The organism is Micromonospora sp. NPDC047620 (assembly GCF_043205005.1).
Taxonomy (GTDB): domain Bacteria; phylum Actinomycetota; class Actinomycetes; order Mycobacteriales; family Micromonosporaceae; genus Micromonospora.
In genome coordinates, this window is record NZ_JBIDDG010000016.1 from 108,112 (window position 1) to 134,227 (window position 26,116).

General features: G+C 75.4%; 19 protein-coding genes and 1 pseudogene. 13 read left to right on the forward strand and 7 right to left on the reverse strand.

Going from position 1 to position 26,116, the window contains the following annotated elements; all coding sequences use genetic code 11:
* Positions 1-47: 47 nt before the first annotated feature.
* The 5 genes from ACGF5C_RS21165 to ACGF5C_RS21185 all read left to right on the forward strand — a co-directional run bounded on the left by ACGF5C_RS21165 (position 48) and on the right by ACGF5C_RS21185 (position 4,819).
* The gene (locus tag ACGF5C_RS21165) at positions 48-1,202 is read left to right on the forward strand and encodes a CapA family protein (protein WP_393303985.1); all 1,155 of its coding nucleotides are present in this window, start codon (positions 48-50) and stop codon (positions 1,200-1,202) included.
* A gap of 61 nt (positions 1,203-1,263) precedes the next feature.
* Positions 1,264-2,052, forward strand: coding sequence for an endonuclease III (nth, locus tag ACGF5C_RS21170; RefSeq protein ID WP_393303987.1), 789 nt, complete (start codon positions 1,264-1,266; stop codon positions 2,050-2,052).
* Between the two features lie 114 nt (positions 2,053-2,166).
* Positions 2,167-2,793 (forward strand): TlpA family protein disulfide reductase, encoded by a 627-nt coding sequence (locus tag ACGF5C_RS21175; protein WP_393303989.1) that lies wholly within the window; start codon positions 2,167-2,169, stop codon positions 2,791-2,793.
* A 91-nt stretch (positions 2,794-2,884) separates the two neighbouring features.
* The gene (locus ACGF5C_RS21180) at positions 2,885-3,577 is read left to right on the forward strand and encodes an NUDIX hydrolase (protein ID WP_393303991.1); all 693 of its coding nucleotides are present in this window, start codon (positions 2,885-2,887) and stop codon (positions 3,575-3,577) included.
* A 63-nt stretch (positions 3,578-3,640) separates the two neighbouring features.
* Positions 3,641-4,819: a MarP family serine protease gene (locus tag ACGF5C_RS21185; protein WP_357696118.1), complete on the forward strand. Its 1,179-nt coding sequence runs from the start codon at positions 3,641-3,643 to the stop codon at positions 4,817-4,819.
* A gap of 275 nt (positions 4,820-5,094) precedes the next feature.
* Here ACGF5C_RS21185 and ACGF5C_RS21190 read toward each other — a convergent pair.
* The 3 genes and pseudogenes from ACGF5C_RS21190 to eccCa form a co-directional block, all read right to left on the reverse strand.
* Positions 5,095-5,820, reverse strand: a pseudogene (locus tag ACGF5C_RS21190) (phosphatase PAP2 family protein); the annotation flags it as partial.
* A gap of 154 nt (positions 5,821-5,974) precedes the next feature.
* Entirely contained in the window at positions 5,975-7,330 is a 1,356-nt protein-coding gene (gene mycP / locus ACGF5C_RS21195) for a type VII secretion-associated serine protease mycosin (RefSeq protein ID WP_393303993.1), read from the reverse strand.
* 97 nt (positions 7,331-7,427) lie between these two features.
* Positions 7,428-11,387, reverse strand: coding sequence for a type VII secretion protein EccCa (gene eccCa / locus ACGF5C_RS21200; RefSeq protein WP_393303995.1), 3,960 nt, complete (start codon positions 11,385-11,387; stop codon positions 7,428-7,430).
* A 101-nt stretch (positions 11,388-11,488) separates the two neighbouring features.
* On the opposite strand from eccCa, the gene eccD reads away from it, so the two are divergent.
* Positions 11,489-12,889, forward strand: a complete 1,401-nt coding sequence (gene eccD, locus ACGF5C_RS21205; RefSeq protein WP_393303997.1) for a type VII secretion integral membrane protein EccD — start codon at positions 11,489-11,491, stop codon at positions 12,887-12,889.
* 34 nt (positions 12,890-12,923) lie between these two features.
* On the opposite strand, the gene ACGF5C_RS21210 is transcribed toward eccD, so the two are convergent.
* Positions 12,924-13,430 (reverse strand): inorganic diphosphatase, encoded by a 507-nt coding sequence (locus ACGF5C_RS21210; RefSeq protein WP_091107853.1) that lies wholly within the window; start codon positions 13,428-13,430, stop codon positions 12,924-12,926.
* A 384-nt stretch (positions 13,431-13,814) separates the two neighbouring features.
* Here ACGF5C_RS21210 and dacB point away from each other — a divergent pair, with 384 nt between their 5' ends.
* From dacB to tilS, 3 genes are all read left to right on the forward strand, one after another.
* Positions 13,815-15,287 carry a D-alanyl-D-alanine carboxypeptidase/D-alanyl-D-alanine-endopeptidase gene (gene dacB / locus ACGF5C_RS21215; RefSeq protein WP_393304075.1) on the forward strand — a complete coding sequence of 491 codons (1,473 nt, stop codon included), beginning with the start codon at positions 13,815-13,817 and terminating at the stop codon, positions 15,285-15,287.
* Positions 15,288-15,370: 83 nt separating this feature from the next.
* Entirely contained in the window at positions 15,371-16,441 is a 1,071-nt protein-coding gene (locus ACGF5C_RS21220; protein WP_357696127.1) for a zinc-dependent metalloprotease, read from the forward strand.
* A 10-nt stretch (positions 16,442-16,451) separates the two neighbouring features.
* Positions 16,452-17,444: a tRNA lysidine(34) synthetase TilS gene (tilS, locus tag ACGF5C_RS21225; protein WP_393303999.1), complete on the forward strand. Its 993-nt coding sequence runs from the start codon at positions 16,452-16,454 to the stop codon at positions 17,442-17,444.
* 27 nt (positions 17,445-17,471) lie between these two features.
* Here the strand turns inward: tilS and ACGF5C_RS21230 are convergent, their stop codons facing one another.
* Complete coding sequence (locus tag ACGF5C_RS21230; protein ID WP_393304001.1) at positions 17,472-18,431, reverse strand: GlxA family transcriptional regulator; 960 nt, start codon at positions 18,429-18,431, stop codon at positions 17,472-17,474.
* Between the two features lie 138 nt (positions 18,432-18,569).
* On the opposite strand from ACGF5C_RS21230, the gene ACGF5C_RS21235 reads away from it, so the two are divergent.
* The 4 genes from ACGF5C_RS21235 (at position 18,570) to folE (ending at position 22,546) form a co-directional block, all read left to right on the forward strand.
* Complete coding sequence (locus ACGF5C_RS21235; protein WP_393304085.1) at positions 18,570-18,719, forward strand: hypothetical protein; 150 nt, start codon at positions 18,570-18,572, stop codon at positions 18,717-18,719.
* 100 nt (positions 18,720-18,819) lie between these two features.
* Positions 18,820-19,395 (forward strand): hypoxanthine phosphoribosyltransferase, encoded by a 576-nt coding sequence (gene hpt / locus ACGF5C_RS21240; protein WP_357456518.1) that lies wholly within the window; start codon positions 18,820-18,822, stop codon positions 19,393-19,395.
* A gap of 428 nt (positions 19,396-19,823) precedes the next feature.
* The gene (ftsH, locus tag ACGF5C_RS21245; protein WP_393304003.1) at positions 19,824-21,848 is read left to right on the forward strand and encodes an ATP-dependent zinc metalloprotease FtsH; all 2,025 of its coding nucleotides are present in this window, start codon (positions 19,824-19,826) and stop codon (positions 21,846-21,848) included.
* A 38-nt stretch (positions 21,849-21,886) separates the two neighbouring features.
* Positions 21,887-22,546 carry a GTP cyclohydrolase I FolE gene (folE, locus tag ACGF5C_RS21250; protein WP_393304077.1) on the forward strand — a complete coding sequence of 220 codons (660 nt, stop codon included), beginning with the start codon at positions 21,887-21,889 and terminating at the stop codon, positions 22,544-22,546.
* Positions 22,547-22,729: 183 nt separating this feature from the next.
* On the opposite strand, the gene ACGF5C_RS21255 is transcribed toward folE, so the two are convergent.
* Positions 22,730-23,494 carry a hypothetical protein gene (locus ACGF5C_RS21255; RefSeq protein WP_393304005.1) on the reverse strand — a complete coding sequence of 255 codons (765 nt, stop codon included), beginning with the start codon at positions 23,492-23,494 and terminating at the stop codon, positions 22,730-22,732.
* Positions 23,491-26,049 carry an FtsK/SpoIIIE domain-containing protein gene (locus ACGF5C_RS21260; protein WP_393304007.1) on the reverse strand — a complete coding sequence of 853 codons (2,559 nt, stop codon included), beginning with the start codon at positions 26,047-26,049 and terminating at the stop codon, positions 23,491-23,493. Before ACGF5C_RS21260 ends, ACGF5C_RS21255 begins: the two co-directional genes overlap by 4 nt.
* Positions 26,050-26,116: the final 67 nt, after the last annotated feature.

The following is a 26,116-nucleotide window of genomic DNA, read 5'->3' on the forward strand; positions in this document are numbered from 1 at the left end:
CGATCGGGTCTCGTCCCGGCGTTGCATACCCGATAGGGTCGCGCTCGATGTACGCTGCCGCCTTCACCTCGCCCCGCCGCGTCGCGCTCGCCCTGGGCGCGCTGCTCGCCGTCCTGCTCGCCGCCGGCTGCGGCCAGCCCGGGTCCAAGGGTGACCCTGTCTGGCAGCGTGGCACGGGTGGCGGCACAACCGGCGCCCCGGTCCGGTCCGGCGAGCCCACGCAGCCCGCCGAGCAGGCGATCTCGCTCTCCGCGACCGGCGACATCATCATGGGCAACGCGCCGAATCGGCTGCCCGCCAACGGTGGGAAGGGCTTCTTCGACTCGGTCGAGAAGGCGCTCGCCGCCGACCTGGTGATGGGCAACCTGGAGGAACCGCTCACCGTCGACACCGGCACCGGCAAGTGCGGCCCGAACTCGACCCGCTGCTTCCAGTTCCGCGCCCCGCCGGAGTACGCGGCGCACCTGCGCGACGCCGGGTTCGACCTGCTCAACCAGGCCAACAACCACGGCTACGACTACGGCCCCAAGGGTTACGAGAACACCCAGAAGGCACTGGAGAAGTACGAACTCGCGCACACCGGGGCGCCCGACCAGATCACCGTGGTCGACGTCAAGGGGGTCAAGGTCGCGGTCGCCGGTTTCTCGTCGTACGTCTGGTCCAACAGCCTCACCGACATCGCCGAGGCGAAGCAGGTTATCGCCAAGGCGGCCGGTCAGGCCGACGTGGTCGTGGTGCAGGTGCACATGGGCGGCGAGGGGGCCGACAAGACCCGGGTGCGGCCGGGCACCGAGATGTTTCTCGGCGAGAACCGGGGCGACCCCGTCAAGTTCTCCAAGGCGATGATCGACGCCGGGGCGGACCTGATCGTCGGGCACGGCCCGCACGTGCTGCGCGGCATGGAGTTCTACAAGGGCCGGCTGATCGCGTACAGCCTGGGCAACTTCGCCGGCGGGGGCAACTCGCTGAGCAACGCCGGCCGGCTCGGCTGGGGCGGGGTGCTCAAGGTGTCGCTGAAGCCGGACGGCAGCTGGGCCGGGGGGTCGTTCGCCTCGACGTACATGAACTCCGCCGGCAAGCCGACGATGGACGGCGACGACCGCGGCCTGGGCCTCGTGAAGCAGCTCACCCGCAGCGACTTCCCGGAGACCGGCGCCCGGTTCGACGACTCCGGCGCGATCAGCCCGCCGCAGGGCGGCTGACCGGGGCGGCGCGGCGCGTGGCCCCGGCGTCCGGTCACACCGGCGACGTAGGCTGGCCGGCGTGACCACCAGCTCCTCCGGCTCCACCGAGACCGACCTCGGGCGTACGCGCCGCGCCCGGCGGATCGGCCGGGCGCTGACCGAGACCCACCCCGACGCGCACTGTGAACTCGACCACTCCAGCCCCCTGGAGCTGGCCGTCGCGACGATCCTCTCCGCGCAGTGCACGGACAAGAAGGTCAACGAGGTCACCCCGAAGCTCTTCGCCCGCTACCCGACCGCCGCCGACTACGCCGGGGCGGACCGGGCGGAGATGGAGGAGCTGATCCGGCCCACCGGCTTCTACCGCAACAAGACGGACTCCCTGATCAAGCTCGGCCAGGCCCTCGTCGAGCGGTACGACGGCCGGGTTCCCGGCAGGCTCGCCGACCTGGTGACGCTGCCCGGCATCGGCCGCAAGACCGCCAACGTCATCCTCGGCAACGCCTTCGGTGTGCCCGGGATCACCGTCGACACCCACTTCGGGCGGCTGGTGCAGCGCTGGCGGCTGACCGCCGAGACCGACCCGGTGAAGATCGAGCACGCGATCGGGGCGCTCTTCCCCCGGCGGGACTGGACGATGCTGTCGCACCGGGTGATCTTCCACGGCCGGCGGGTCTGCCACGCCCGCAAGCCGGCCTGCGGCGCGTGCACGCTGACGAAGCTCTGCCCGTCGTACGGCACCGGGCCGACGGAGCCGGCGGCGGCCGCGCGGCTGCTCAAGGGCCCCCGCGCCCGGGACCTGGCGGTGGCCGCCGGGGTCGACCCGGAGCTGGTGCCCGTCCAGGCCGTCGTGGCGGAGGCACCGTGAGCGCGAGGAGTGAGCCGGTGTTGCGAGCCCCGCAGTCGCGAACCACGGTGAACCGATGAGCGCGAGGAGTGAGCCGGTGTTGCGAGCCCCGCAGTCGCGAACCACGGTGAACCGATGAACCGCCGACTCGCCGCCCTGCTCGTACCCGTGCTGCTGGCCGTGGGTGGGTGCACCGCCGGCAACGGCACCGAGGAGGAGAGCGGCCCGACCGGCCGGCAGGAGGCCGCCGCGAACCGGCCGTCGCCGTTCCAGGACTGCTCGGCGCTCGGCACCCCGCCCGCGTCCGGCGCCCCGGCGTCGGCGTCCGGGGGTGCGGGGAAGACCCTGCCCGACCTGACCCTGGACTGCTTCACCGGCGGCGCGCCGGTCGCCCTCCGGGAGCTGCGCGGCCCGGCCGTGGTCAACGTCTGGGCCTCCTGGTGCCCGCCCTGCCGCGACGAGCTGCCTGCCTTCGAGCGGCTCAGCGACCGGGCCGCCGGCCAGCTCCGGGTGATCGGGGTGAACAGCGGGGACAGCCGCGAGGGCGCCCAGGCCATCGGCGAGGACTTCGGGATCCGTTTCCCGGTGCTGGTCGACCGGGGCGAGCGGCTGAAGCAGGAGCTGAGGCGCAAGGCCATCCCCCTGACCGTTTTCGTCGACGGCCAGGGCAACGTCCGGCACGTCGACTCCTCCGGCACGCTCGACGACGCCCGCCTGGCGGAACTGGTCCGGCAGCACCTCGGCCTGACGGTGCCGGCGTGAGCCGCGGGCGGGCAGGTGCCGGCGTGAGCCGCGGGCGGGCAGGTGCGGGCATGCGCCGCCGGTGCGCGCGGTGGGGCGCGGAGGTGCCGGCGTGAGCCGACAGCCACCGGGCTGGCTCGACCCGCTGCTCGCCCGGCTCGGCAGCGCGCGCAGCGAGGACTTCACCAGGCTGGCCACGCCGGAGAACGGCGGGCGGGAGAGCGCCGTGCTGGTGCTGCTCGGCGAGGAGCCCGGTGCCGGCCCGGACGTGCTGATCCTCCAGCGGGCGGCCACCCTGCGCAACCACGCCGGCCAGCCGGCCTTCCCCGGCGGCGCGGCCGACCCGGAGGACGCGGACGCCCTGGCGACCGCGCTGCGCGAGGCCAACGAGGAGGTCGGCCTCGACCCGGCCAGCGTCACCGTCCTGGCCGAGCTGCCGAAACTCTGGATCCCGGTCAGCGACTTCGTGGTCACCCCCGTGCTCGCCTGGTGGCACGCCCCGCACCCGGTGCACCCCCGGGAGCCGGCCGAGGTGGCACACGTGGCCCGGCTGCCGGTCAGCGAGCTGGTCGACCCGGAGAACCGGATGCGCGTACGTCATCCGAGCGGCTGGATCGGCCCGGCATTCTCGGCGCGCGGGATGCTCGTCTGGGGCTTCACCGCCGGGGTCCTGGCCGCCCTGCTGGAGATGGGCGGCTGGGCCCGCCCGTGGCCGCGCGACCGGGTCGTCGACCTGCCGCCGACCGGGGCCACCCCGGCGCCCTCGGCCGGCACGGACGCGGCGGACGAGACTCCGGTGCGCTGAACGGACGGTCACCTTCCGCACGCGATGGTCATTTCGCGGGCCGGGTGCCCGTACGCTTGACGCGTGTCCGCCGTGGATCTCGTACTGCTGCTGCTCATGCTCGTGTTCGCGATCAGCGGATACCGCCAGGGCTTCGTCATCGGGGTGCTGTCGTTCAGCGGCTTCTTCCTGGGCGCGCTGGTGGGTCTCCAGGTCGGGCCGCTGCTGGCGCAGCAGTTCGTCGACAGCGGCACCCGCGTGCTGATCTCCCTGGTGGCGGTCTTCGGGCTGGCGGTGGTCGGCCAGGCGCTCGCCGGCTGGGTCGGTTCCCACCTGCGCAAGGTGATCACCAGCGACGTGGGCAGGCGGGCCGACGACATCGGCGGGGCGTTCGTCTCGCTCTTCGCCGTGCTGCTGGTCGCCTGGCTCGTCGCGGTGCCGCTGGGCTCGTCGTCGCTGCCCTGGCTGGCCTCCTCGGTCCGCAACAGCGCGCTGCTCACCGTGGTGGACCGGGTCCTGCCGGACCAGGCGCAGCAGCTCTCCACGGCGCTGCGGGACACCGTCGACACGAACGGCTTCCCCGACGTCTTCGGCGACCTGGCGCCCACCCGCGCCCGGCAGGTGTCCCCGCCCGACCCGGCGCTCGCCGGCTCGCAGGTGGTGGTCAACAGCCAGCGGTCGGTCGTCAAGGTGCTCGGCTCCGCCCCGAGCTGCTCGCGCCGCATCGAGGGCTCCGGCTTCGTCTACGCGGACGACCGGGTCATGACCAACGCGCACGTCGTCGCCGGCACCCGCTCCACGGTCGTCGAGCTGAACGGCGACCGGTACGACAGCAAGGTGGTCGTCTACGACCCCGACCGGGACCTGGCCGTGCTGCACGTGCCCGGGCTGCCCGGCCCCTCGATGCGCTTCGCCGCCGGCAACGCGGGTAGCGGCGCGGACGCCATCGTGCTGGGCTTCCCGCTCGACGGGCCGTACAACGCCCAGTCGGCGCGGGTCCGGGACGTCGACCGGATCACCGGGCCGGACATCTACTCCGCCGGCAACGTGACCCGGGAGATCTACACGATCCGGGCGCTCGTGCAGAGCGGCAACTCCGGCGGCCCGCTGGTCTCGTCGAACGGCCTGGTCCTCGGGGTGATCTTCGCGGCGGCGGCCGACGACCCGAACACCGGGTTCGCGGTGACCGCGGCCGAGGCCCGCCCGGTCGCCCTGGCCGGCGCCGAGCGCACCCGCGCCGTCGGCACCGGCGAGTGCACCTGACCGCTGTCCGCCGGGTCGCGGGGCGACGGGAGGCAGTTGCGTGGTCTCCCGGTCGGCGTCGGCGCGCAGACCCGTCAGCGCGGTGCCATACCGCCCATACCGCCCATACCGCCCGCACCGCCCGCCGGCCCGGGCTCCGACGACGGTCCCGGGCGCCCGGCGCGCGCCGCCCCATGTCCTGACGGCGGTTCCCGGCGGTCGGCGCCCGATGGGTCGGGCTCAGCCGGCCGCCCCGGGCGGTCCGCGCCCGGCGGGCGCTGCCCGGGTCGGGCCGGGCGGCCGGGCGGGGTGGCCCGCCAGACGGTGAGGGCGGCGGCGGTCGCGGCGACCACGGCCACGCCGAGGAGCCAGCCGGCCAGCACGTCGCTGGTCCAGTGCACGCCGAGGGCCACCCGGCTGAAGCCGGTCACCAGGGCGAGCAGCAGCGCGGCCGCGACCACCACCCGGCGGGCGACCGGCCCGGCGTGCGGGAGGAACACCACCAGCAGCACCCCGGCGGCCAGGGCGGCGTTGAGCGCGTGCCCCGACGGGAAGGCCAGGCCGGGCGCCTGGGCCACCGGGTCGGGCAGGTCGGGCCGCGACCGGCCGAAGAGCAGCTTGAGCAGCGGGCTGAGCAGGCCGCCCACCGTCATCGTGACGGCGACCCAGACCGCCAGTTGCCGGGCCCCCCGCCCCACCAGCCAGAGGACCAGGAGCAGCGCGCCGACACGCAGCGGCATCGGGGCGAACACGTCGGTCCAGAGGGACATCAGGCGTACCCACGCCGGGTGCTCGGCGGCGTAGCCGGCCAGCGCGTCGGTCACCGCCGTGTCCAGCCGGCGCAGCGGGGGCCAGTCTCCCAGGACCAGGAGCGCCAGCAGCGTGAACGGCACCACCACCAGGAACGCGGCCCCGACGGCGAGCGTGAGCCGCAGGCCGCGGGAGTGGTCCGGGTGCAGGCGGCGGCTGCGCCACGAGGGTCGCGGTGGCGCGGCGAGGGTACGCGGGCCCGGCGTGCTCATGGCATCAGTTCTACCCGGGACGCGGCCAGGTCAGACCCGGATCGGACAGTCGGAACGCACTCGCGGTGCGGGTCGGCCTGACCGTCGGCTCGGGGCTGCCGGCGCGGCCCGTCGGCTCGGGCTGCCAACTCGCCCGCCGGCTCGGATCGCCGGCTCAGCTCGCGGGCCGGCGGCGCTCCACCCGGGCCGGGCGACGCGGGGCGGCCAGCGGGGTCCGCTGGCGGAACCGGCGCACCATCAGCGCCGCCCCGGTGAGCAGGGCGACGAAGAGGGCGGCCCCGGTCCAGAGCCGCTCCGGCGTGGCCTCCTCGTGCGTGCCCGCCGGCTGCGCCGCCCAGCGGGTCTGCCCGCGCGGCACGGTGAGGCCGAGCTGGTCGCTGCCGGCCCCGGAGACGTCGGCCTGCGCCGAGGCGGGCGCGGGACCGAACCCGACCACGCCCGGGGAGGACTGGTCGTCGAGCGGGTTGCGGCCCACCGGGGTCACCTCGGCGTCCAGCGCGGCGACCGGGTCGACCAGGCCGTACCCGAAGCGGTCGTCACGACCGGTCGGGCCGATGTCGCGGGCGGTGGTCAGCAGCCGGTTCACCACGTCGCCGGCGGACAGCTGCGGGTAGCGGGCCCGCACCAGCGCGGCGGTGGCGGCGACCAGCGGCGCCGCGAAGCTCGTGCCCTGCACGCGCCAGTAGCCGCCGGGGCGGGCTCCGACCAGGCCGGTGGCCGGGGCGGCGAGCACCGTGGTCCGCCCGGTGATCGACCCGGACCAGAGGTTGTCGCTGTCGCCGTCCAGCCCGGCGACCGCGATCACGCCGGGCTCCCGGGCCGGGTACCAGACCTTTGAGCTGGACGAGGCGGCCACGTTGCCGGTGCAGGCGATCACCACCACGTCCCGGGCGAAGGCGTAGTCGATCGCGGCGGCCAGGGCGGCGCTGTCGCCGCTGCCGCCGAGGGACAGGTTGATCACCTGGGCGCCGTTGTCCACGGCCCAGCGCACGCCCTTGGCGACGATCATCGCGTCGTCGTAGCGGTTCTCGGCGTCGAGGACGCGGACCGGAAGGATCCGGGCGTCGGGCGCGAGGCCCACCGCGCCGCGCTTGTCGTCGTTCCGCCCGGCGATCAGCCCGGCCACGGTCGTGCCGTGGCCGACCGGGTCGGGCACGTCGGCGGAGCCCCCGGGGTCGACCATGTCGAGGCCGGGCAGCACCTGGCCGGCCAGGTCGGGGTGGGAGGCGTCCACCCCGGAGTCGATCACCGCGACGGTGACCCCGCGCCCGGTCGAGCTGCGCCAGGCCGCCTTCGCCCGCAACGCGTCGAGCTGCCACTGCTCGTCGCGGATCTGGTCGGGGCGGCTCTGGCTGTCGGTGGGCGCGAGCGGCACCGGGACGGCGGCGGCCGGCCGGGCGGCGGCGTCGGCCGGGGTGACCGGACCGGCAACCGAGGCGACGGCCGCCGCCACCCCGAGCAACGCGCGTCCGGCGATCCGCCGGCCCGCCGGCGGACAGCTGTGCCGCACCGTGGTCACATCCTCAAGCCGTTCATCCCAGACGCAAACATGACGATCGGAGATTACCGGTTCCCCGCGGCCTTGCGGGGCGATCCGGGGACACCCGTCACGGCGACGGCAGATACGCCAGCTGGACCAGCCGTACGCCCTCGCGCCGGGTGACGAGCCGGCCGCGTCCCGGGGGCAGCGGCCCGGGCCGGACCGGACCGACCAGCGCCCCCTCGTCCGGGCTGCCCGCCATCACCAGCCCGGCCGTGGACAGCTCGCGGAGACGCTGCACGATCGGCTCGTACTGGGCCCGGCCGGCGCCGCCGGAGCGCCGGACGAGCACCAGGTGCAGCCCGACGTCCCGGGCGTGCGGCAGGTGCTCCTCCAGCGCACGCAGCGGGTTGGCCGGCCCACCGGCCACGAGGTCGTAGTCGTCCACGAGCACGAACAGCTCCGGCCCGGACCACCACGACCGCTCCCGCAGTTGCGCGGGGGTGACTTCCGGCCCGGGAGCCCGGCCGTGCATGTAGCCGGCGGCCGAATCGATCAGCTCGGTGGTGTGCGCCGCGGCGGAGCCGTACCCGATCAGGTGCGGGGCCTCGGTGAGGTCCGACAGGCTGCGCCGGTAGTCGACCAGGATCACCCGGGCCTGCTCGGGGGTGAACCGGGTGATGATCGAGGTGGCCAGCGTGCGCAGGAACGACGACTTGCCGCACTCGGCGTCGCCGAAGACCACGAAGTGCGGCTCGGTGGCGAAGTCCAGCACCACCGGGCGCAGGTCCGCCTCGGCGATCCCGACCGGGATGCGCAGGCCGGTGGTCGAGGTCAGGTCCAGCTCGGCGTACGGGAGCACCGGCGGCAGCAGCCGCACCGGGGGCGCGGCCGGCCCCGTCCAGCTCCCGGCGACCTGCTTGACGAGATCGGTGGTGTCCCCGCCGGAGGCGGCGAGCTGCGGCAGCGCGGTGAGGAAGTGCAGGCTCTCCGCGGTGACGCCCCGGCCGGGGGTCTTCTCCGGCACGTTCGCCGCCGCCCGGCGGGCCACCAGCGAGTCGGACGGGTCGCCGAGGCGCAGCTCCAGCCGGCAACCGAAGAGGTCCCGGATCGCCGGCCGGAAGTCCAGCCAGCGCACCGCCGTCGCCACCACGTGCACCCCGTACGACAGGCCGCGGGTGGCCAGGTCGGTGATGAGCGGCTCCAGGTCGTCGTACTCGCCGCGCAGGGTGGCCCAGCCGTCCACCACCAGGAACACGTCGCCGAACGGGTCGGCGCCCGGCTGGCCGGTGCCGGCCGTCGCGGCCCGCCGCTGTCGCCAGGCGGCCATCGACTCCACGCCCAGCTCGGCGAAGCGGCGTTCCCGGTCGACCAGTAGGGTGGCGATCTCGCCGACCGTACGCCGGACGGCCGTCGGGTCGGCGCGGCCGGTGACGCCCCCGACGTGCGGCAGGTCGCGCAGCGCGGCCAGACCGCCGCCGCCGAAGTCGAGGCAGTAGACCTGCACCTCGGCCGGGGTGTGGGTGAGCGCCAGCGCGCAGATCAGCGTGCGCAGCGCCGTCGACTTGCCGCTCTGCGGCCCGCCGACGACCGCGACGTGCCCGGCGGCGCCCTCCAGCGACAACCAGAGCAGGTCGCGGCGCTGCTCGAAGGGCTTGTCGACCACCGCCACCGGCACCTGCAACGCGCCGTGCAGCTCCGGGTTGCCGAAGGCGAGCCCGCGCGCCGGGTCGGCGGCGACCGGCCCGAGCAGCTCGTCCAGCGCCGGCGCCCGCCCGAGCGGGGGCAGCCAGACCTGGTGCGCGGGCGGGCCCTGGCCGGCCAGCCGGTCGACCATCAGCTCCAGCAGGCTCCCGGTCTCGCCCTCGTCGGCCGAGGCGGGCAGGGCGGGCGGCCCGACCGGCTCCGGCTTCGGCACGAGGTGCGTGGAGAAGGCGAGCAGGCGTGGGGCTCCCGCGCCGCCCGCGCCCGGTGCCTCGCCGCGCCGGCGGAGCGCCCCGGAGACGTACGCGGCCTTGAACCGCACCAGCGGCTCGGTGCCGAAGCGCAGGTAGCCGTGCCCGGGGGAGCGGGGCAGCTCGTGCGCGTCCGGCACGCCGAGCACCGTCCGGGACTCCAGCGCGGAGAAGGTCCGCAACCCGATCCGGTACGACAGGTGGGTGTCCAGCCCGCGCAGCCGCCCCTCCTCCAGCCGCTGCGAGGCCAGCAGCAGGTGTACGCCGAGCGACCGGCCCAGCCGGCCGATCTGCACGAAGAGGTCGATGAAGTCGGGCTTGGCCGAGAGCAGCTCGGAGAACTCGTCGCAGATCAGCAGCAGCGACGGCAGCGGGGCGAGCGGGGTGCCGGCGGCGCGGGCGCGTTCGTAGTCGCGCAGGCTGGCGAAGTTGCCGGCCCGGCGCAGCAGCTCCTGGCGCCGCACCAGCTCGCCGTTGATCGCGTCGACCATCCGGTCGACCAGCGGGAGCGCGTCGGCCAGGTTGGTGATCACCGCGGCGGTGTGCGGGAGCCGGTCGAAGGAGGCGAACGTGGCGCCGCCCTTGAAGTCGATCAGCACGAGGTTGAGCTGCTCCGAGCTGTGCGTGGCGGCCAGCCCGAGCACCAGCGTGCGCAGCAGCTCCGACTTGCCGGAGCCGGTCGCCCCGATCAGCAGGCCGTGCGGCCCCATCCCGTCCTGCGCCGACTCCTTGAGGTCCAGCTCGATGGCGCCGCCGTCGGCGCCCACCCCGATCGGCACCCGCAGCCGCTCCCGGGCGGAGCGGGGCGCCCAGCCCTGCTCGGCGGTGAAGCCCTCCGGGTCGCCGAGACCGAGCAGCTCGGGCAGGCCCGGCTCGGCGCCCGGCGGGGCGTCCGGGCCGCGTACGGCGGTGGCCAGCCGCAGCGGGGCCAGCCGCCGGGCGATGGCCTCGGCGTCGACCGGGTCGAGCCGGTCCGCCGTGCCCACCTCGGCGTGCCCCTCGGCCGAGTGGGAGTGCAGCCGGCCGTGGCGCAGCTCCAGCAGCAGCGCGAACCGGTCGAGCAGGCGCGGCGGCGGGGTGTCCAGGTCGATCACCGTCACCGCGTCGATGCCGCCGTCCCCGGTCAGGTCGGTGGCGCCGGTCAGGTCGCCCCCGTCGAGCACCACCACCACGTGCGGGCCGTCGGTGGCGGGCCCGGCCGGGCTGAACCGGGACCGGCTGGCCAGCACCTCGTCGAGCAGCCGTTCCAGCTCGGGCGCCGCGCTGGTGACCAGCCGCACCGGGCCGAGGGCGTCGGTGCGGGTGGGGTGGTGGGCGTGCGGCAGCCACTTGACCCACTCCCACGCGGCTCGCCGCTCCGGCCCGGCGCAGACCGCGACGAGCAGCTCGTCCGGGGCGTGGAAGACCGCGAGCTGGGCGAGCATCGCCCGGGCCAGCGCCTGGCCGGCCGACCCGTCGCCCGGACCGCCGGTGGCGTCCCGGACGAAGACCCGGGCGAAGCTGCGCAGCGAGAGCGCCACCGGCAGGTCGGGCACCACGGAGTACGCGTCCAGGAACCGGCGCAGCGCGCCCGCCGTCATCGGCTCCAGCTCCTCCAGCGGGCGGGTGACCGGCGGGACCAGCGGGGTCGCGAGGGTCTGCGGGCCGACGGCGACGCGGACCACCGCGAAGTCCGGGTCGGCGGGGCGCCGTTCCCAGACCCGGTGGCTGTCGACGGTCGACCAGAGCCGGCCGGGATCCGGGTGCCGGTAGTAGAGCCCGGCGCGCTGCTGCCCGGCGGTGTGCCGGACCCGGCGCCGCAGCGCGGTCAGGTGCCGCAGGTACTCCCGCCGGGCGGCCATCATCTCCGACTTCTTCGGGGTGCCCGAGGCGCTGCCCCACGAGGTCACCAGCATGGCCAGCGAGGAGAGCCCGAACATGCCCCCGACCACGTACGAGTACGCCCCGCCGCCGCGACCGAACATCATGGCCATCGCCACCGTGCCGCCGAGCATCGGCAGCACCATCAGCAGCTGCTGCCAGCGCCCGCCGGTGACGGCGGGGATCTCCGGCGGCGCGTCCACCGGCAGCTCGCCGACCGGGATCTCCGGCGCCGGACGTCGGGGTGGCCGCTTGATGACGACAGTGGACACTCGACCTCCTGACAGCGCTCGGTAACCCGAGCCCGACACATGGTAGGTAAAGTCCTGTCGTCCGCGCAGCCACCAACCCCGTTCGATATGGAGACTGGTCGATGACAATCGGGTTGGCCCGAGTCACCATCAGCGCCCCCCAGCGGCGGGTCGACGTCGCCCTGCCCGAGCAGGTGCCCCTGGTCGAGCTGCTGCCCGAGGTGCTGCGGCACGCCGGCGAGGGCCTCGCCGACGACGGCGAGCGGCACGGCGGCTGGGTGCTGCGGCGCACCGACGGCGTTGTGCTGGCCACCGCGCAGGCGCTGCTGCCGCAGGGCGTCCGCGACGGGGAGGTGCTGCACCTCGTGCCGGCCCGCGCGCAGTGGCCCGAGCTGGAGTACGACGACGTGGTCGAGGCGATCGCCGACGGGGCCCGGCGGCGCGGCGGCGCGTGGTCACCCGCCGCCACCCGGGCCGCCGCCCTGGCCGGGGCGGCCGTGCCGCTGGCCGTCGGGCTGCTCGCCCTGGCGGCCGGCGGGCCCGGGCACCGGGCCGGCTGGCCGGCCGCCGCCGTGGTGGCGCTGCTGCTCGTCCTCGCCGGGGTGGTGGCGTCCCGCGCCCACGGGGACGCCTCGACCGGCGCGACCCTCGGCGGCTACGCCCTGCCGTACGCGGCCGTTGCGGGCGCCCTGGCGGTCAGCTCCGGCGACCCGGTCGGGCCGGTCGCCGGCCTGCGCTGGCTCGGGGCGCCCGAGCTGCTGGCCGGCTCGGTGGCGCTGCTGCTGGTGTCGGTGCTCGGGCTGGTCGGCATCGCCACCCGGCTCCGGGTCTTCGTGGCCGGCGCCACCGCGGGGTCCGCCGGCGCGCTGGCGGCGCTCGGCGGCCTGCTGCTCAGCCCCGCCGGGACGGCGGCGGTCCTGCTCTGCGTGCTGGTCTTGGCCGTGGGGGCGGTCCCGCTGCTGGCCATCCGGCTCGGCAAGGTGCCGCTGCCCCCGATCACCCTGCCGACCGGCGAGCCGGGCGACACCGACCGGGCCCGGGACCTGCCCGACCGGGACCGGGTCTACGCGGCGGTCGCCCGCACCGAGGAGATGCTCACCGGGATGCTGCTCGGGCACGCCGTGCTGGCGGTGGCCGCCGCGCTGGTCCTCGGTTTCTCCGGCGGGCTGGCCGGCCGGCTGCTGGTGGCGGTCGCCGCGACCGTGCTGCTGCTCCGCTCCCGGCTGTTCGTGGCGCTGCGCCACCGGGTGCCGACCGTGGTCGCCGGCCTCGCCGGGTACGCCGTGCTGGGCGCCGTCCTCGCCGAGCGTTCCGGTCCGGCCGGCCGGCTCGCGCTGGTCGTCGGCGGGCTGGCGCTGGCCCTGCTGGCGGTGGCCGCCGGCACCACGTACGCCCGTCGCCCGGTCTCCCCGTACGTCGGTCGGGTCGCCGACCTGGCCGACACCGCCCTGGTGGTCTCCGTGGTGCCGGTCGCCTGCGCGGTGCTCGACCTGTACGAACGGGCCCGGGGGCTGCTCGGCTGAGCGGCCCCCGGGCCCGTCGACGTCTGGTGCAGGGTCAGTGCGTGGACTCGCCGCGCTCCTCGGCCTCCTTGGCGCGCCGGTACGACGCCGCGATCTCCGCCTCGGCCTCCTGCCGGCCGACCCAGGTGGCGCCCTCGACCGACTTGCCCGGCTCGAGGTCCTTGTAGACCTCGAAGAAGTGCTGGATCTCCAGCCGGTCGAACTCGCCGAGGTGGTGGATGTCGCGCAGGTGCTCCTGGCGCGGGTCCTCGTAGGGGACGCAGAGGACCTTGTCGTCGCCGCCCTTCTCGTCCGTCATCCGGAACATGCCGATGGTGCGGCACCGGATCAGGCAGCCCGGGAAGGTGGGCTCGGGCACCAGCACGAGCGCGTCCAGCGGGTCGCCGTCCTCGCCCAGGGTGCCCTCGATGAAGCCGTAGTCCGCCGGGTACTGCGTGGAGGTGAAGAGCGTGCGGTCCAGCCGGATCCGGCCGGTCGCGTGGTCGACCTCGTACTTGTTGCGGTGACCCTTCGGGATCTCAACCGTCACGTCGAAATCCATCTGCACGCTCCCTCGTTGCCCACGCTGGCTAACGGAAACCAGCGGCACGCCGCTCCCGTCGGGTGAATGCCCACCCGCCGGCTCCGGCCGCCGCATAGTGTTCGGACCGAAGTAGTGTCACCCAAGCAGATTTCGCGGGGGGAGGAGGGGGTCGTGGGGAGGGAAGATTCACACTACCGCCCGGAGGGCGGTGCTGGACGGGGTACCGGGCGATCTGCTTCCGGCGGGGCCACCGGGCGGTTCCCGGTGCCCGACGCCCACCTTCCCCGCACGCCCGGGTCCCCCGGCGACGCCGGCCCGGCTGCGTACGGCCAGCCGCCCCGGCCCGCGCCGACCGACCTCTGGGCCGCCGCCGCGACCCGCCCCGCCGGCGGGCCGCCCGACGTGGGCGCCCCGCCCCCGGCGTCCGGCCCGGCGCGCCGCCGGGTCCTGCCCGTCGCCCTGGCCGTGGTGCTCGTGCTCGTGCTCGCCGCCGTCGGGATCGCCGTGGTCCGACCGGGCCCCGTCGCCGACTGGCTGGGCGACGAGCCGGCCGAGCGGAGGGCCGCGCAGGCGGCGGAGCCGGCGCCCATGGCGGTGCTGTCCGGCGCGGACGCGAACGCCCCGCTGCCCACCCCCGAGGGGGTACGCGCCGCGCTCGCCCCGCTGGTGGGCGTGTCCGCGCTCGGCGACCGGGTCAACGTCTCGGTGGCCGACGTGGCCACCGGCCAGCCGCTCTTCGGCCGGGGCGAGGACGACGGCACCGTGCCCGCCTCGGTGACCAAGCTGGTGACCGGGGTGACGGTGCTCGCCGCGCGCGGCCCCGCGTACCGCATCCCGACCCGGGCGGTCGCCGGCCCGAACCCCGGCGAGGTGGTGCTCGTCGGCGGCGGCGACCCCACGCTGGCGGTCGACAAGAAGGGTTTCTATCCCGGAGCGGCGCGCCTCGACGACCTGGCCAGCCAGGTGCGCACGGCGCTCGGTGGCACGGAGCCGACGAAGGTGACGGTCGACTCGTCGCTCTACTCCGGCCCCGTTTACGAGCCGGGGTGGGACGAGGACATCCCCACCGGCGGCTACGGCGGTGCGATCACCGCGCTGATGACCGACGGCGCCCGCAGCGACGTGCCGCGCGCCAAGAAGGACGACGCGGCCGGCAACCACTGGGCCGAGCGGGTGGAGCAGCCCGACCTCGCGGCCGGCCGGGCCTTCGCCCGGCTGCTCGGCGTGCCGGCCGACACGGTGAAGCGCGGCACCGCACCCGCGGCGGACGGCGGCGCCGCCACCGGCACGCCCGGGCCCGGCGCCGAGCTGGGCAAGGTGGAGTCGCTGCCGATGGTCCGGCTGGTCGACATCATGATCAGCGACAGCGACAACATCATCGCCGAGGCGCTGGCCCGTCAGGTCGCGCTGGCCCGCAACGAGCCCGCCTCCTTCGAGGGTGCCGGTGCGGCGATGGACGCGGTGGCAGGGGAGCTGGGCCTGCCGGCCGACGAGCTGTCCCTCGCCGACGGCAGCGGGCTGTCGCGCAGCAACCGGATCAGCCCCTCGCTGCTCACCGACCTGATCACGCTCGCCGGCGACGGCAGCCGCCCCGAACTGGCCGCGATCTTCGGCGGCCTGCCCGTGGCCGACTGGTCGGGCACCCTCGCCGGCCGGTACGGCACGGCGGCGACGAAGGCCGGTGCCGGGGTGGTCCGGGCCAAGACCGGCACCCTGACCAAGGTGCACGCGATCGCCGGCGTGGTCAGCACCGCCGACGGGCGACTGCTCACCTTCGCGGTGCTCACCGACGCGGTGCCGCCGGACGGCCTGGAGGCCGCCCGGGTGGCGCTGGACCGGATCGGCGCCGCCCTGGCCGGCTGCGGCTGCCGCTGACCGGACAGGGCAGGGCGCGACCGGCGTCGATCACGCCGACGCGAGCCCGGGTCGGAGTGTCCCGGCGCGGGTACGGTGGGTGCATGGCGCAGTTCGTGGACTGGGATCTGGCCGCCGCTACCGCGGGGGCACTGGGCAAGTCGGGCCCCCGGGTGTCGTACGCCGAGGCCACCGACGTGGTCGGCGACCTGCGGCGGTTGACCGACGAGGCGGCGGGGCACGTCGCGGACTACACGGGGCTGCGCTCGCAGGTGTCGCACCCGCCGGTGCGGGTGGTGGACCGCCGGGACTGGGCGGCCGCCAACATCGCCGGGCTGCGCGAGGTGATCACGCCGCTGGTCGGCCGGCTCACGAAGGACAAGCAGCCCGGTCCGCTGACCGAGGCGATCGGCTCCCGGCTGACCGGCGTGCAGGCCGGCACCGTGCTGGCGTACCTCTCCGGCCGGGTCCTCGGCCAGTACGAGGTGTTCTCCGCCGACCCCGGGCAGTTGCTGCTGGTCGCGCCGAACATCGTCGAGGTGGAGCGGAAGCTGGAGGCCGACCCCCGCGACTTTCGGCTCTGGGTCTGCCTGCACGAGGTGACCCACCGGACCCAGTTCACCGCCGTGCCCTGGATGCGGGCGTACTTCCTCAGCGAGGTGCAGGCCTTCGTGGACGCGTCGTCGAGCGGCGGCGAGCACCTGCTGGAGCGGCTGCGCCGGGGCGTGGCCACCCTCGCCGAGGCGGTGCGGGACCCGGAGAGCCGCACCAGCGTGCTGGACATCGTGCAGACCCCGGCGCAGCGGGCCGTGCTGGACCGGCTCACCGCGCTGATGACCCTGCTGGAGGGGCACGCCGAATTCGTCATGGACGGCGTCGGTCCGGAGGTGATCCCGAGCGTCGAGCGGATCCGGGCGGGCTTCAACCGGCGCCGGGAGGCCGGCAACCCGCTGGAGAAGGCCATCCGCCGGCTGCTCGGCGTGGAGGTCAAGATGCGCCAGTACGCCGAGGGCCGCAAGTTCGTGCACGGGGTGGTCGACCGGGTCGGCATGGACGGCTTCAACAAGATCTTCGGCTCGCCGCTCACCCTGCCCCGGCTGGAGGAGCTGGGCGACCCGGACGCCTGGGTGGCCCGGGTGCACGGGCCGGTCGGCCCGGTCCAGGCCACGGGCTGACCGTACGCCCGTGGCCGCGCTCTCCCCGCCGGTGGCGGCGATCCGGGTGGCGGTCCGCCGCGCGCTGGCCGACCTGTCGCCCGGGGGCCCGGTGCTGGTCGCCTGCTCGGGCGGGGCGGACTCGCTCGCGCTGGCCGCCGCGACCGCGTTCGTGGCGCCCCGGCTGGGTCGCGCCGCCGGCCTGGTGACGGTCGACCACGGCCTCCAGGAGGGCTCGGCGCAGCGGGCCGCGGCGGTGGCGGCGTGGGCCCGCGAGATCGGCCTGGCGCCGGTCGAGTCGGTGCGGGTCGACGTCGCCGGGCGACCGGGCGGGCCCGAGGCCGCCGCCCGCGAGGCCCGCTACCGGGCGCTCGCCGAGGTGGCGGGCCGGTACGGGGCGGCGGCGCTGCTCACCGGGCACACCCGCGACGACCAGGCGGAGACGGTGCTGCTCGCGCTCGCCCGCGGCGCCGGCCCGCGCGGCCTGGCCGGGATGCCCGCCCGGCGGGACCTCGACGGGGTGCCCCTGCTGCGCCCGCTGCTGGAGGTGGGGCGGGAGCAGACCCGCAAGGCGTGCGCGGTGCTCGGGCTGAGCCCGTGGGAGGACCCGCACAACGCCGACCCCTCGTACGCCCGCGCCCGGGTGCGGGCCGACGTGCTGCCCGCCCTGGTCCGCGCGCTCGGGCCGGGGGTGCTGGACAACCTGGCCCGGACGGCCCGGCTGGTGGCGGCGGACAACGCCGTCCTCGACGAGTTGGCGGTCGCCGCGCTGGCCGACGTCCGCCACCCCGACGGAGGGCTCTCGGTGGGTGCCCTGGCCGCCCTCCCGCCGGCGGTGCGCGGCCGGGTGCTGCACGCCTGGGCCCGGGAGCTGGGCGCCCCGCCCTCCGCCCTGTCGCACCGGCACGTGACCGCGCTGGACACGCTGGTCACCGGCTGGCGGGGGCAGGGGGCGGCGTACCTGCCGGGCGGGCTGCGGGTGGTCCGCCGCGACGGCCGGCTCACCCCCGCCGTCCCCCGCTGACGAGCCAGCCGCGGGGAAGGGGGCGGCTCAGACCCCGACCCGGTCGCGGAAGGTGGCCCGGTAGGTCTGCGGCGTGGCACCGACGCGGCGGGTGAAGTGGTGCCGCAGCGCCGCCGCGTCGCCGAAGCCGGCCCGGTCGGCGACCGCCTCCACGCTGAGCCGGGTCTCCTCCAGCAGCCGGCGGGCCAGCAGCACCCGCTGGTTGGTCAGCCAGTCGTGTGGCGTGGTGCCCGTCTCGGCCCGGAACCGCCGGGCGAACGTGCGCGGGGCCATCCCGGCCCGGGCGGCCAGCTCGTCCACGGTCACCGGCCGGTCCAGGTGTCTCATCAGCCACTCCAGCACCGGCTCCAGGGTGGCCGCCTCGGGGGTCCTCGGAATGGGGGCCTCGACGTACTGGGACTGCCCGCCGTCGCGGTGCGGGGGGACCACCATCCGGCGGGCCAGCCGGGTGGCCGTCGCCGAGCCGTGCTCCTGCCGGACCAGGTGCAGGCACGCGTCGATGCCGGCCGCCGTGCCGGCGCTGGTGATGAGGCGGTCGTCCTGCACGTAGAGCGAGTTGCACCGAACCTTCGCCGTCGGGTGGCGGCGTTGCAGCTCGTCGACGTACCGCCAGTGGGTGGTGCACTCCCGGCCGTCGAGCAGGCCGGCCTCGCCCAGCACGAACGCTCCGGAGCAGACGCTGAACACGTACGCCCCGCGGTCGGCGGCCCGGCGCAGCACGTCGAGCACCGGGGCCGGCACCGTGGAGCCGTGCTCGTGGGCCGGCACGGCGACCAGGTCCGCCTCCTCCGCCGGCCCGAGGTCCGCGTGCGGGGTCAGCTGGAAGCCCGACGTGGTGCGGACCGGCCCGCCGTCGGGGCTGCACACGTGGAACCGGTAGCCGGGGAACCCGTCGGCGGTGCGGTCGGTGCCGAAGACCTCGGCGAGGACGCCGAGCTCGAACGCGGCGACCCGGTCCAGGGCGAGGACGGCGACCGAGCTGAGCATGTGACGAGGGTAACCGCACGGGTGGCAGAAAATCGAGGGGGAGTGGCATTCCTGCCACTGTCCGGCCTGTCGGGCTCGGCGCAGACTGGATGCAGTCCGGTGCGCACCGGCGGCGAAACCGACAGCAATCGTGCGAAAGTGAGCGCCGCCATGGAGTTCCTGTTCTTCCTCGTCTTCTTCCTCCTCCTCGCCGTGGCCTCGGCCGTCGGCCTCACCGCCGACAGCCGGGACTCGGCCGACTGGAAGCCGACCGACGACGGCCGCCGCTGGCGGTCGCGTGCCTGCTGAGGTGATTGGTGGCCTTCGCGTAATTCATCCCGTGCGGGACCGCTCCAAAAGGGGCGGCCCCGCCGACGGAGGCCATCCGGCGTACGGCAGGCTAGGAGCCATGGCTGACGGCTCCTGGTACGACGCCGACATCGACCACGTGATCATCTCCGAGGCGCAGATCCGCGAGAAGACCGCGGAACTCGCCAAGCAGGTCTCGGCGGACTACGCCGACGTCGATGACGGGCTCCTGCTGGTCTGCGTGCTCAAGGGCGCGGTGATGTTCATGGCCGACTTCGCCCGGGCGCTGGGCCGCAACGGACCGCCCGCCGAACTGGACTTCATGGCCATCTCCTCCTACGGCCAGGGCACCACCTCCTCCGGCGTGGTCCGCATCCTCAAGGACCTGGACCGGGACATCGCCGGCCGGCACGTGGTCGTCGTCGAGGACATCGTCGACTCCGGCCTGACCCTCTCCTGGCTGCTGCGCTACCTGGAGTCCCGCTCGGCGGCCAGCGTCGAGGTCGTCGCGCTGTTCCGCAAGCCGGACGCGGTCAAGGTGCCGGTGCCGGTGAAGTACGTCGGCTTCGACATCCCCACCGAGTTCGTCGTCGGCTACGGCCTCGACTTCGACGAGCGCTACCGCGAGCTGCCGTACGTCGGCGTGCTCAAGCCCGAGGTCTACGCCCGGGCCTGAGCCCCTCTCGCATCGGCGTCCATCGAGCGGACGTTCAGCGGGCTCTCAGCCAGTCGGACTACGGTATAGGTCGGTGGCGTGGAGGCATCCTCCACGCCCGACCCCTCGAACCGCGGGATTGGGCGGTCGGGCGGCCGGGCGCGGAGCTTCCGTCACGTCGGCTGGACCCGGTTCGCCCGACGCGCAGCTGCTGGGCTCGCGAGCTCACTCCGCGCGCACGATGTTCCGTTCGTGCGCGACTGCGGGGCTCGCAAGCTCACTCCTCGCGCACAAGGTGTACCGTCGAATGACCGCGGCGCGGCAAACTTCGCGCCTCGGGGTCGAGTCGGCCCGCACGGCGGCTCCGGCCGCCGCCGCAGGCGGCGACACCATCAGACGGACAGGACGTCGATCAGGAGGATGCGGGCGTCTCGGCGCTCGACAACAGTATGGAACGTACGCGTTTCTTCCGCCGACCGGTGGTCTGGATCATCCTGGTCATCCTCGGCGCCGTTGTGCTCAGTCAACTGTTCACCGCTGGTCCCAGCTACCACCGGGTGGACACGTCCATCGCGCTCGACCAGCTCAACAAGGGCGGCATCGAGAAGGTCGTCTTCCAGGACAAGGAGCAGACGCTCCAGCTCGACCTGAAGGACAAGGCCAAGTTCGGTGACACCACCACCGACCGGATCGAGGCGCAGTTCCCCTACGAGGTCGGCGACGAGGTCTGGAACGAGGTCCTCGAGGCCAAGGCCAACAACCGGGTCACCGGCCCGGCCGACGCCAAGGTGTCGTCCGACAGCATCTGGGTGAGCCTGCTGGTCAACCTGCTCCCGATCGCCCTGCTGGTGCTCCTGCTGCTCTTCTTCATGTCGCAGATGCAGGGCGGCGGCTCCCGGGTGCTCAACTTCGGCAAGTCCAAGGCGAAGATGATCACCAAGGACACGCCGAAGACCACGTTCGCGGACGTGGCCGGCGCCGAGGAGGCCGTCGAGGAGCTGCACGAGATCAAGGACTTCCTGCAGAACCCGGCGAAGTACCAGGCCCTGGGCGCCAAGATTCCGAAGGGCGTCCTGCTCTTCGGCCCGCCCGGCACCGGTAAGACGCTGCTGGCCCGCGCCGTCGCCGGCGAGGCCGGGGTGCCCTTCTACTCGATCTCCGGCTCGGACTTCGTCGAGATGTTCGTCGGTGTCGGCGCCAGCCGGGTCCGCGACCTCTTCGAGCAGGCCAAGGCGAACGCGCCGGCCATCGTCTTCGTCGACGAGATCGACGCCGTCGGCCGCCACCGCGGCGCCGGCATGGGCGGCGGTCACGACGAGCGCGAGCAGACCCTCAACCAGCTGCTCGTCGAGATGGACGGCTTCGACACCAAGGGCGGGGTCATCCTGATCGCCGCCACCAACCGGCCGGACATCCTCGACCCGGCGCTGCTGCGCCCGGGCCGCTTCGACCGGCAGATCCCGGTGGACGCCCCCGACATGGAGGGCCGCAAGGCGATCCTGCGGGTGCACGCCAAGGGCAAGCCGTTCACCCCCGACGTCGACCTCGACGCGGTGGCCCGGCGTACCCCGGGCTTCAGCGGTGCCGACCTGGCCAACGTGATCAACGAGTCCGCGCTGCTCACCGCCCGCAAGGACCAGCGTGCGATCACCAACGACTCCCTGGAGGAGTCGATCGACCGGGTGATCGCCGGTCCGCAGCGCCGGACCCGGGTGATGAGCGACCAGGAGAAGAAGATCACCGCGTACCACGAGGGTGGGCACGCGCTGGTCGCCTGGGCGCTGCCGCACGCCGCGCCGGTGCACAAGGTGACGATCCTGTCCCGCGGCCGGTCGCTGGGCCACACCCTGGTGCTCCCCACCGAGGACAAGTACACCCAGACCCGCGCCGAGATGGTCGACACCCTGGCGTACGCGCTGGGTGGCCGGGCCGCCGAGGAACTGGTCTTCCACGAGCCGACCACCGGCGCCGGCAACGACATCGAGAAGGCCACCCAGCTGGCCCGCGCGATGATCACGCAGTACGGCATGAGCTCCAAGCTCGGCGCGATCAAGTACGGCACCAGCGGCGACGAGCCGTTCCTCGGCCGCAACATGGGCCACGAGCGGGACTACTCCGACGCCGTCGCCGCCGAGATCGACGGCGAGATGCGGGCGCTGATCGAGCTGGCCCACGACGAGGCCTGGGAGATCCTGGTGGAATACCGGGACGTCCTGGACAACATCGTGCTGGAGCTGATGGAGAAGGAGACCCTCTCCACCGCCGACATGGCCCGGATCTGCGCCCGGGTGGCCAAGCGGCCGCCGATGGCGCCGTACAACGGCTTCGGCAAGCGCCAGCCCTCCACCGAGCCGCCGGTGCTCACGCCGGCCGAGAAGGAGGCGCTCAAGGTGCAGGCCCAGGCCGACGGCACCCAGGCGACGGTCGGCGGCGGCACCTCGACCAGCTCGAACAACTCGGACGGTACGCACTGAGCACCGACCCGACGGCCAGTTCCCGGGACGACCGGGGACTGGCCGTCTCCGCGACCGAGCCCGACGACGGCCTCGACTACGTGGCCGCGCGCCTGATCAGCGGCAAGCTCACCGGCCGACCCGTCGAGGAGACCGTGGACCTCGGGCGGATCGAGAAGGCGGTACGCGAGATCCTCACCGCCGTCGGGGAGGACCCGGACCGCGACGGGCTCCGGCAGACCCCGGCCCGGGTGGCCCGCGCGTACGCCGAGCTCTTCGCCGGCCTTCGGGTCGACCCGGCCCAGGTGCTCAGCACCACCTTCGAGGCCAACCACCAGGAGCTGGTGCTGGTCCGGGACATCGACGTGATGAGCCTGTGCGAGCACCACCTGCTGCCGTTCCGGGGCAGCGCCCACATCGGCTACATTCCGGGGCCGGACGGCCGGATCACCGGCCTGTCCAAGCTGGCCCGGCTGGTCGAGGTCTTCGCCCGCCGGCCGCAGGTCCAGGAGCGGCTCACCTCGCAGATCGCCGACCTGCTGATGGAGCGGCTCGCGCCGCGCGGTGTGGTGGTGGTGCTCGAGTGCGAGCACATGTGCATGGCGATGCGCGGCATCCAGAAGTCGGGTGCCCAGACCATCACCTCGGCCGTGCGGGGCACCCTCCAGCACGACGCCAAGTCGCGGGCCGAGGCGATGGCGCTGATCATCCCCCGTTGACCGCGACCAAACCGACCGACCGGCCGGTCGGCCCGCACCCCGGGCCGGCCGGCCGCTCGCGTGTCCGGACGCCGCGCGGCGGCCCCGCCCAGCCGACCGGCATCGCGAGTGGGGTTCCGGGGCGCGTGGCGGCTCGCTCAGCCGGCCAGCATCTTGCCTCTCCGGGCCGCGCGACGGCCCCGCTCAGCCGGCCAGCATCGCGAGCAGCAGGCCCGCGCTGACCAGCACCGCCGGGACCAGGCACACCAGCGCGCCGAGCCGGGCCGTGCGGTCCACCCGGCCACCCTCCCCGGCCGGGAAGAGCCGCCCGACGCCGAGCCAGCCCGCCGCGAACGCCACCGCCGGCATCGGCAGCCCGCAGAGCAGCGCCGCCACGCTCGCCGCCCCGGGGCCGGTCGCCACGAACAGCGCCACCTGGATCAGCGGTACCAGCAGGGCCAGCGGCGCGTACAGCAGCAGGTTGCGCGGGCGCGCCGGCCAGGCGGCCAGGCGGGGCAGGCCGCGCGCGGCCAGCGCGGCGTCCGCGGCGTCCGCGCGGCCCCGGGCGCCGCGGAGCGCGGACAGCACCGCGGCCGGCCCGCCCGCCATCGACCTGGCCGCCTCGGTCAGCTCAGGCGGCGTCGGGACCAGCGAGATCGGTGGTACGCCCCGCTCGCGTAGCCGGGTCTCCTGTGCCGCGAGCCGGGTGCGGACAGCGGTCAACTCCTCGCGGGCAGCCTGCACCGACCGGGCCTGCTCGCCGGCAGCGGTGGCCGCGTCCCGGCGTACCCCGTCGAGCTGCCGGGCGGCGGCGAGGTAGTCGGTCCACGCGGTGGACACCGGGTCGCCGCCCGCGACGGCCCCCGACGGCGCCGCCGCGTCGGGCCCACCCGGCGGCGGACCGGCGGCGGACCGCTGGCGTCCCGGCCCGGCGTGCGCCGGCCTGCTCCGCGCCCCGCTGCGGGTCATGTCGGCTCCTCCTGCTCCGCGAAGGGAACCAGCACCGTGCCCTGCTCACCCGGTGAGTCCCAGAGCACCGCCCGGCCCGGGCGGGGCCGCCACTCCACCGGCCGGCCGAAGACCGACGCGAGCTGGGCGCCGGGCAGGTCCACCACCGCCACCGCCGCGAGCTTGTCGACCTCGCCGTCGGGCTCCAGCAGCGCCGCGAAGGACGGCGCCGTGCGCCAGCGGCCGAGCAGGTGCCGCCCGGCGGGCGGGCCCTCCCGCAGCAGCGCGCGCAGCCGCTCCGGGGGCAACTGCTCCGGCGACGGCACATCCAGGCCGAAGACCACCAGGTACGCCGGCTCGGCGGCGTCCACGGCGGCGAGCAGGCCGGCGGCGTCCACCGTCTCGACCGGGTGCCGCCCGGCCAGCTCGGCCGCCAGCGCGTCGGCCAGCGGCCGGCAGTCGTCGTCCGGTGCGGCGAGCACGAAGCGGGCGGTCCCCGGCGCGTGGTGGGCGGCGGTGCTGCGCGCCGCCGTGGCCAGCAGCCGGGCCGCCTCCGGTCCGGGGCCGAGGACAGCCAGGTTGCGCCCCGGGGCCGGCCCCAGCGGCACCGCGACCGTGGTCCGGGGCACGTCCACGGCCCGGCCCAGCAGGGCGGCGGGGCCGGGCGCCCGCCCGGCCAACGCGGCCCGGTGCCGCGGATCGTTGCGCAGCAACGGGCGGGCGTAACCGGCGAAGACCACCGGCGGGGCGGACCCCTCCGGTCGCGCCGACCAGAGCCGCTGCCGCAGCTGCCCGACCGTGTCGGGATGGTCCTGCGGGTCCGGGAAGCGGACCATCCGCTCGTGCCCCCGGATGGCGCCCCGGGGCCCGCCGAGGCCGCCCGCGGTGTTCACCACCGCGCTGCCCACCGGCAGCCCCGCCGCCGAGTCGTTGGTCGGCTCCAGCACCGCGCCCCCGCCGGGCAGCGCCACCCGCACCGGGAACTGCCCCAGCACCGAGTCGCGGTCCGTACGCGAGCCCAACCCCAGGTCGCCCTCGCCGGCCAGCACCAGGTGCACCCCGTACGCGCGCCCCGTACGCGCCAGCGCGTCCAGCCGGGCGGCGGCGTCCACGGCCAGCCGGTCCCGCTCGGCGAAGAGCAGCGGAAGATTGTCCAGCACGCAGACGATCCGGGGCATCGCGCGGTGCTGCCGCAGCTCGGCGAAGCGCTGCCCGCCCGCCCGGCCGCCGGCCTCCTCGCGGCGGCGCACCTCCGCCGTCAGCTCGTCGAGCAGGCTCAACACGTACTCCCGGTCGGCCGCCATCGCCGCGGCCCGGACCTGCGGGATCCACGACCGGTCCCGCTCGGTCTGGAGGAACTCCACGAAGGACTCGGCGTCGGCGAGGTCCACCAGGTAGAGGGCCAGCTCCTCGGGACCGTACCGGGCGGCCAGGCCGAGCAGCGCCGTGGTGAGGAAGGTGGATCGGCCCGCGCCGGAGCGGCCGCTGACCAGCCAGTGCGGGGTCAGCTCGGTGAACCCGAGCGACACCGCCCGCCCGCCCGCGTCGCCGACGGTCGTCGCGAGCCCGTCGGCCGCGGTCGCCGTCCACAACTCCCCGTCGGGTGGCGGCAGCAGGTCCGTCAGGGCCAGCCGGGAACCCGCCTCGACCTGCGCGGCCAACCGGCGGCACACCGCGTCGACGAGGTAGCCGGGCGGATCCGACTCGACGAAGACCGGCGAGTTCAACCCGCCCGGAGGCTCCGCGCCGGGGCCCGCGAACGACCCGCCCGGCGGATCACCCAGCAGCGCGTACGCGTTGCGGATCGCCAGCGTGGTCGCCTGCGGCAGCGGGGCACGATCGGCGTACGGGCCGGCCGGGGGCCAGCCGGCCACCACGAGGTGCAGCCCGGCGGACCGGCCCTGCTCGGCCAGCGCTTCCACCCGGGCCAGGTCGGTGGGGCCCGTCAGGTCGGGCAGCGCCGCGATTACCAGCAGCAGCGTCCGGTCGTGCCGGCGACGCCCGCTCGCCCCCGGGGCCACCCACTGCTCGGCCTCGGTGAGCACGGCCCGCAGGCCCGCGACGTCCACCGCCGGGGGCGGCAGCAGGCCCGCGTCGGCGAGCGCCGCGAACGGCTCCAAGGTCGCACCCGTCGCGTCCACCGCGCGGACCAGCAGCGCCCCGGCCGGGGTCGCTGCCAACAGCCGCAGCAGTACGGCCCGGAGCAGCCCCGCCACCCGGGGATCCCGGGCATCGGCGTCCACGGCGAGATGCCCCGTGCCGAGCAGCGGCACCAGCGCGGGGAAACGCGCGTCGTCCAGCGGCGCCGCCGTGCCGACCCGGACGAAGACGGGCGGCCCCTCGCCGGCCGGCGCGGTCGGGGCGACCGTCTCCAGGGGAGCCCCCGCCCAGCCGGGGGCCAGCACCGCCGCCGCGGACCGGAGGCGGTCGGCCAGCTCGTACTGGCGGTGCTGGTCGGCGGGAACGGGACGGGTGTCGTCGAGGATGCCGGCGGCGGCGGTCGCGGTGGCGGCGGCCTGCCGGTGCAGTGCGGCGGCGCGGTTCGTCCGTGCCTTCGGACCGGTCACCGCGTCCACCCCCTCTGCCCGAGGTTGGCAACCCCTCCCCGCGCAGAGACGGTAACCCAGCCGGAGCAGCTCGTCC

Excerpts from the sequence above, each read along its gene's own strand:
- ACGF5C_RS21165 (WP_393303985.1), top strand. The coding sequence starts at position 48 with ATGTACGCTGCCGCCTTCACCTCGCCCCGCCGCGTCGCGCTCGCCCTG.
- ACGF5C_RS21175 (WP_393303989.1), top strand. The coding sequence starts at position 2,167 with ATGAACCGCCGACTCGCCGCCCTGCTCGTACCCGTGCTGCTGGCCGTG.
- eccD (WP_393303997.1), top strand. The coding sequence starts at position 11,489 with ATGACAATCGGGTTGGCCCGAGTCACCATCAGCGCCCCCCAGCGGCGG.
- ACGF5C_RS21210 (WP_091107853.1), bottom strand. The coding sequence starts at position 13,430 with ATGGATTTCGACGTGACGGTTGAGATCCCGAAGGGTCACCGCAACAAG.
- ACGF5C_RS21220 (WP_357696127.1), top strand. The coding sequence starts at position 15,371 with ATGGCGCAGTTCGTGGACTGGGATCTGGCCGCCGCTACCGCGGGGGCA.
- ACGF5C_RS21230 (WP_393304001.1), bottom strand. The coding sequence starts at position 18,431 with ATGCTCAGCTCGGTCGCCGTCCTCGCCCTGGACCGGGTCGCCGCGTTC.
- hpt (WP_357456518.1), top strand. The coding sequence starts at position 18,820 with ATGGCTGACGGCTCCTGGTACGACGCCGACATCGACCACGTGATCATC.
- ftsH (WP_393304003.1), top strand. The coding sequence starts at position 19,824 with ATGGAACGTACGCGTTTCTTCCGCCGACCGGTGGTCTGGATCATCCTG.
- ACGF5C_RS21255 (WP_393304005.1), bottom strand. The coding sequence starts at position 23,494 with ATGACCCGCAGCGGGGCGCGGAGCAGGCCGGCGCACGCCGGGCCGGGA.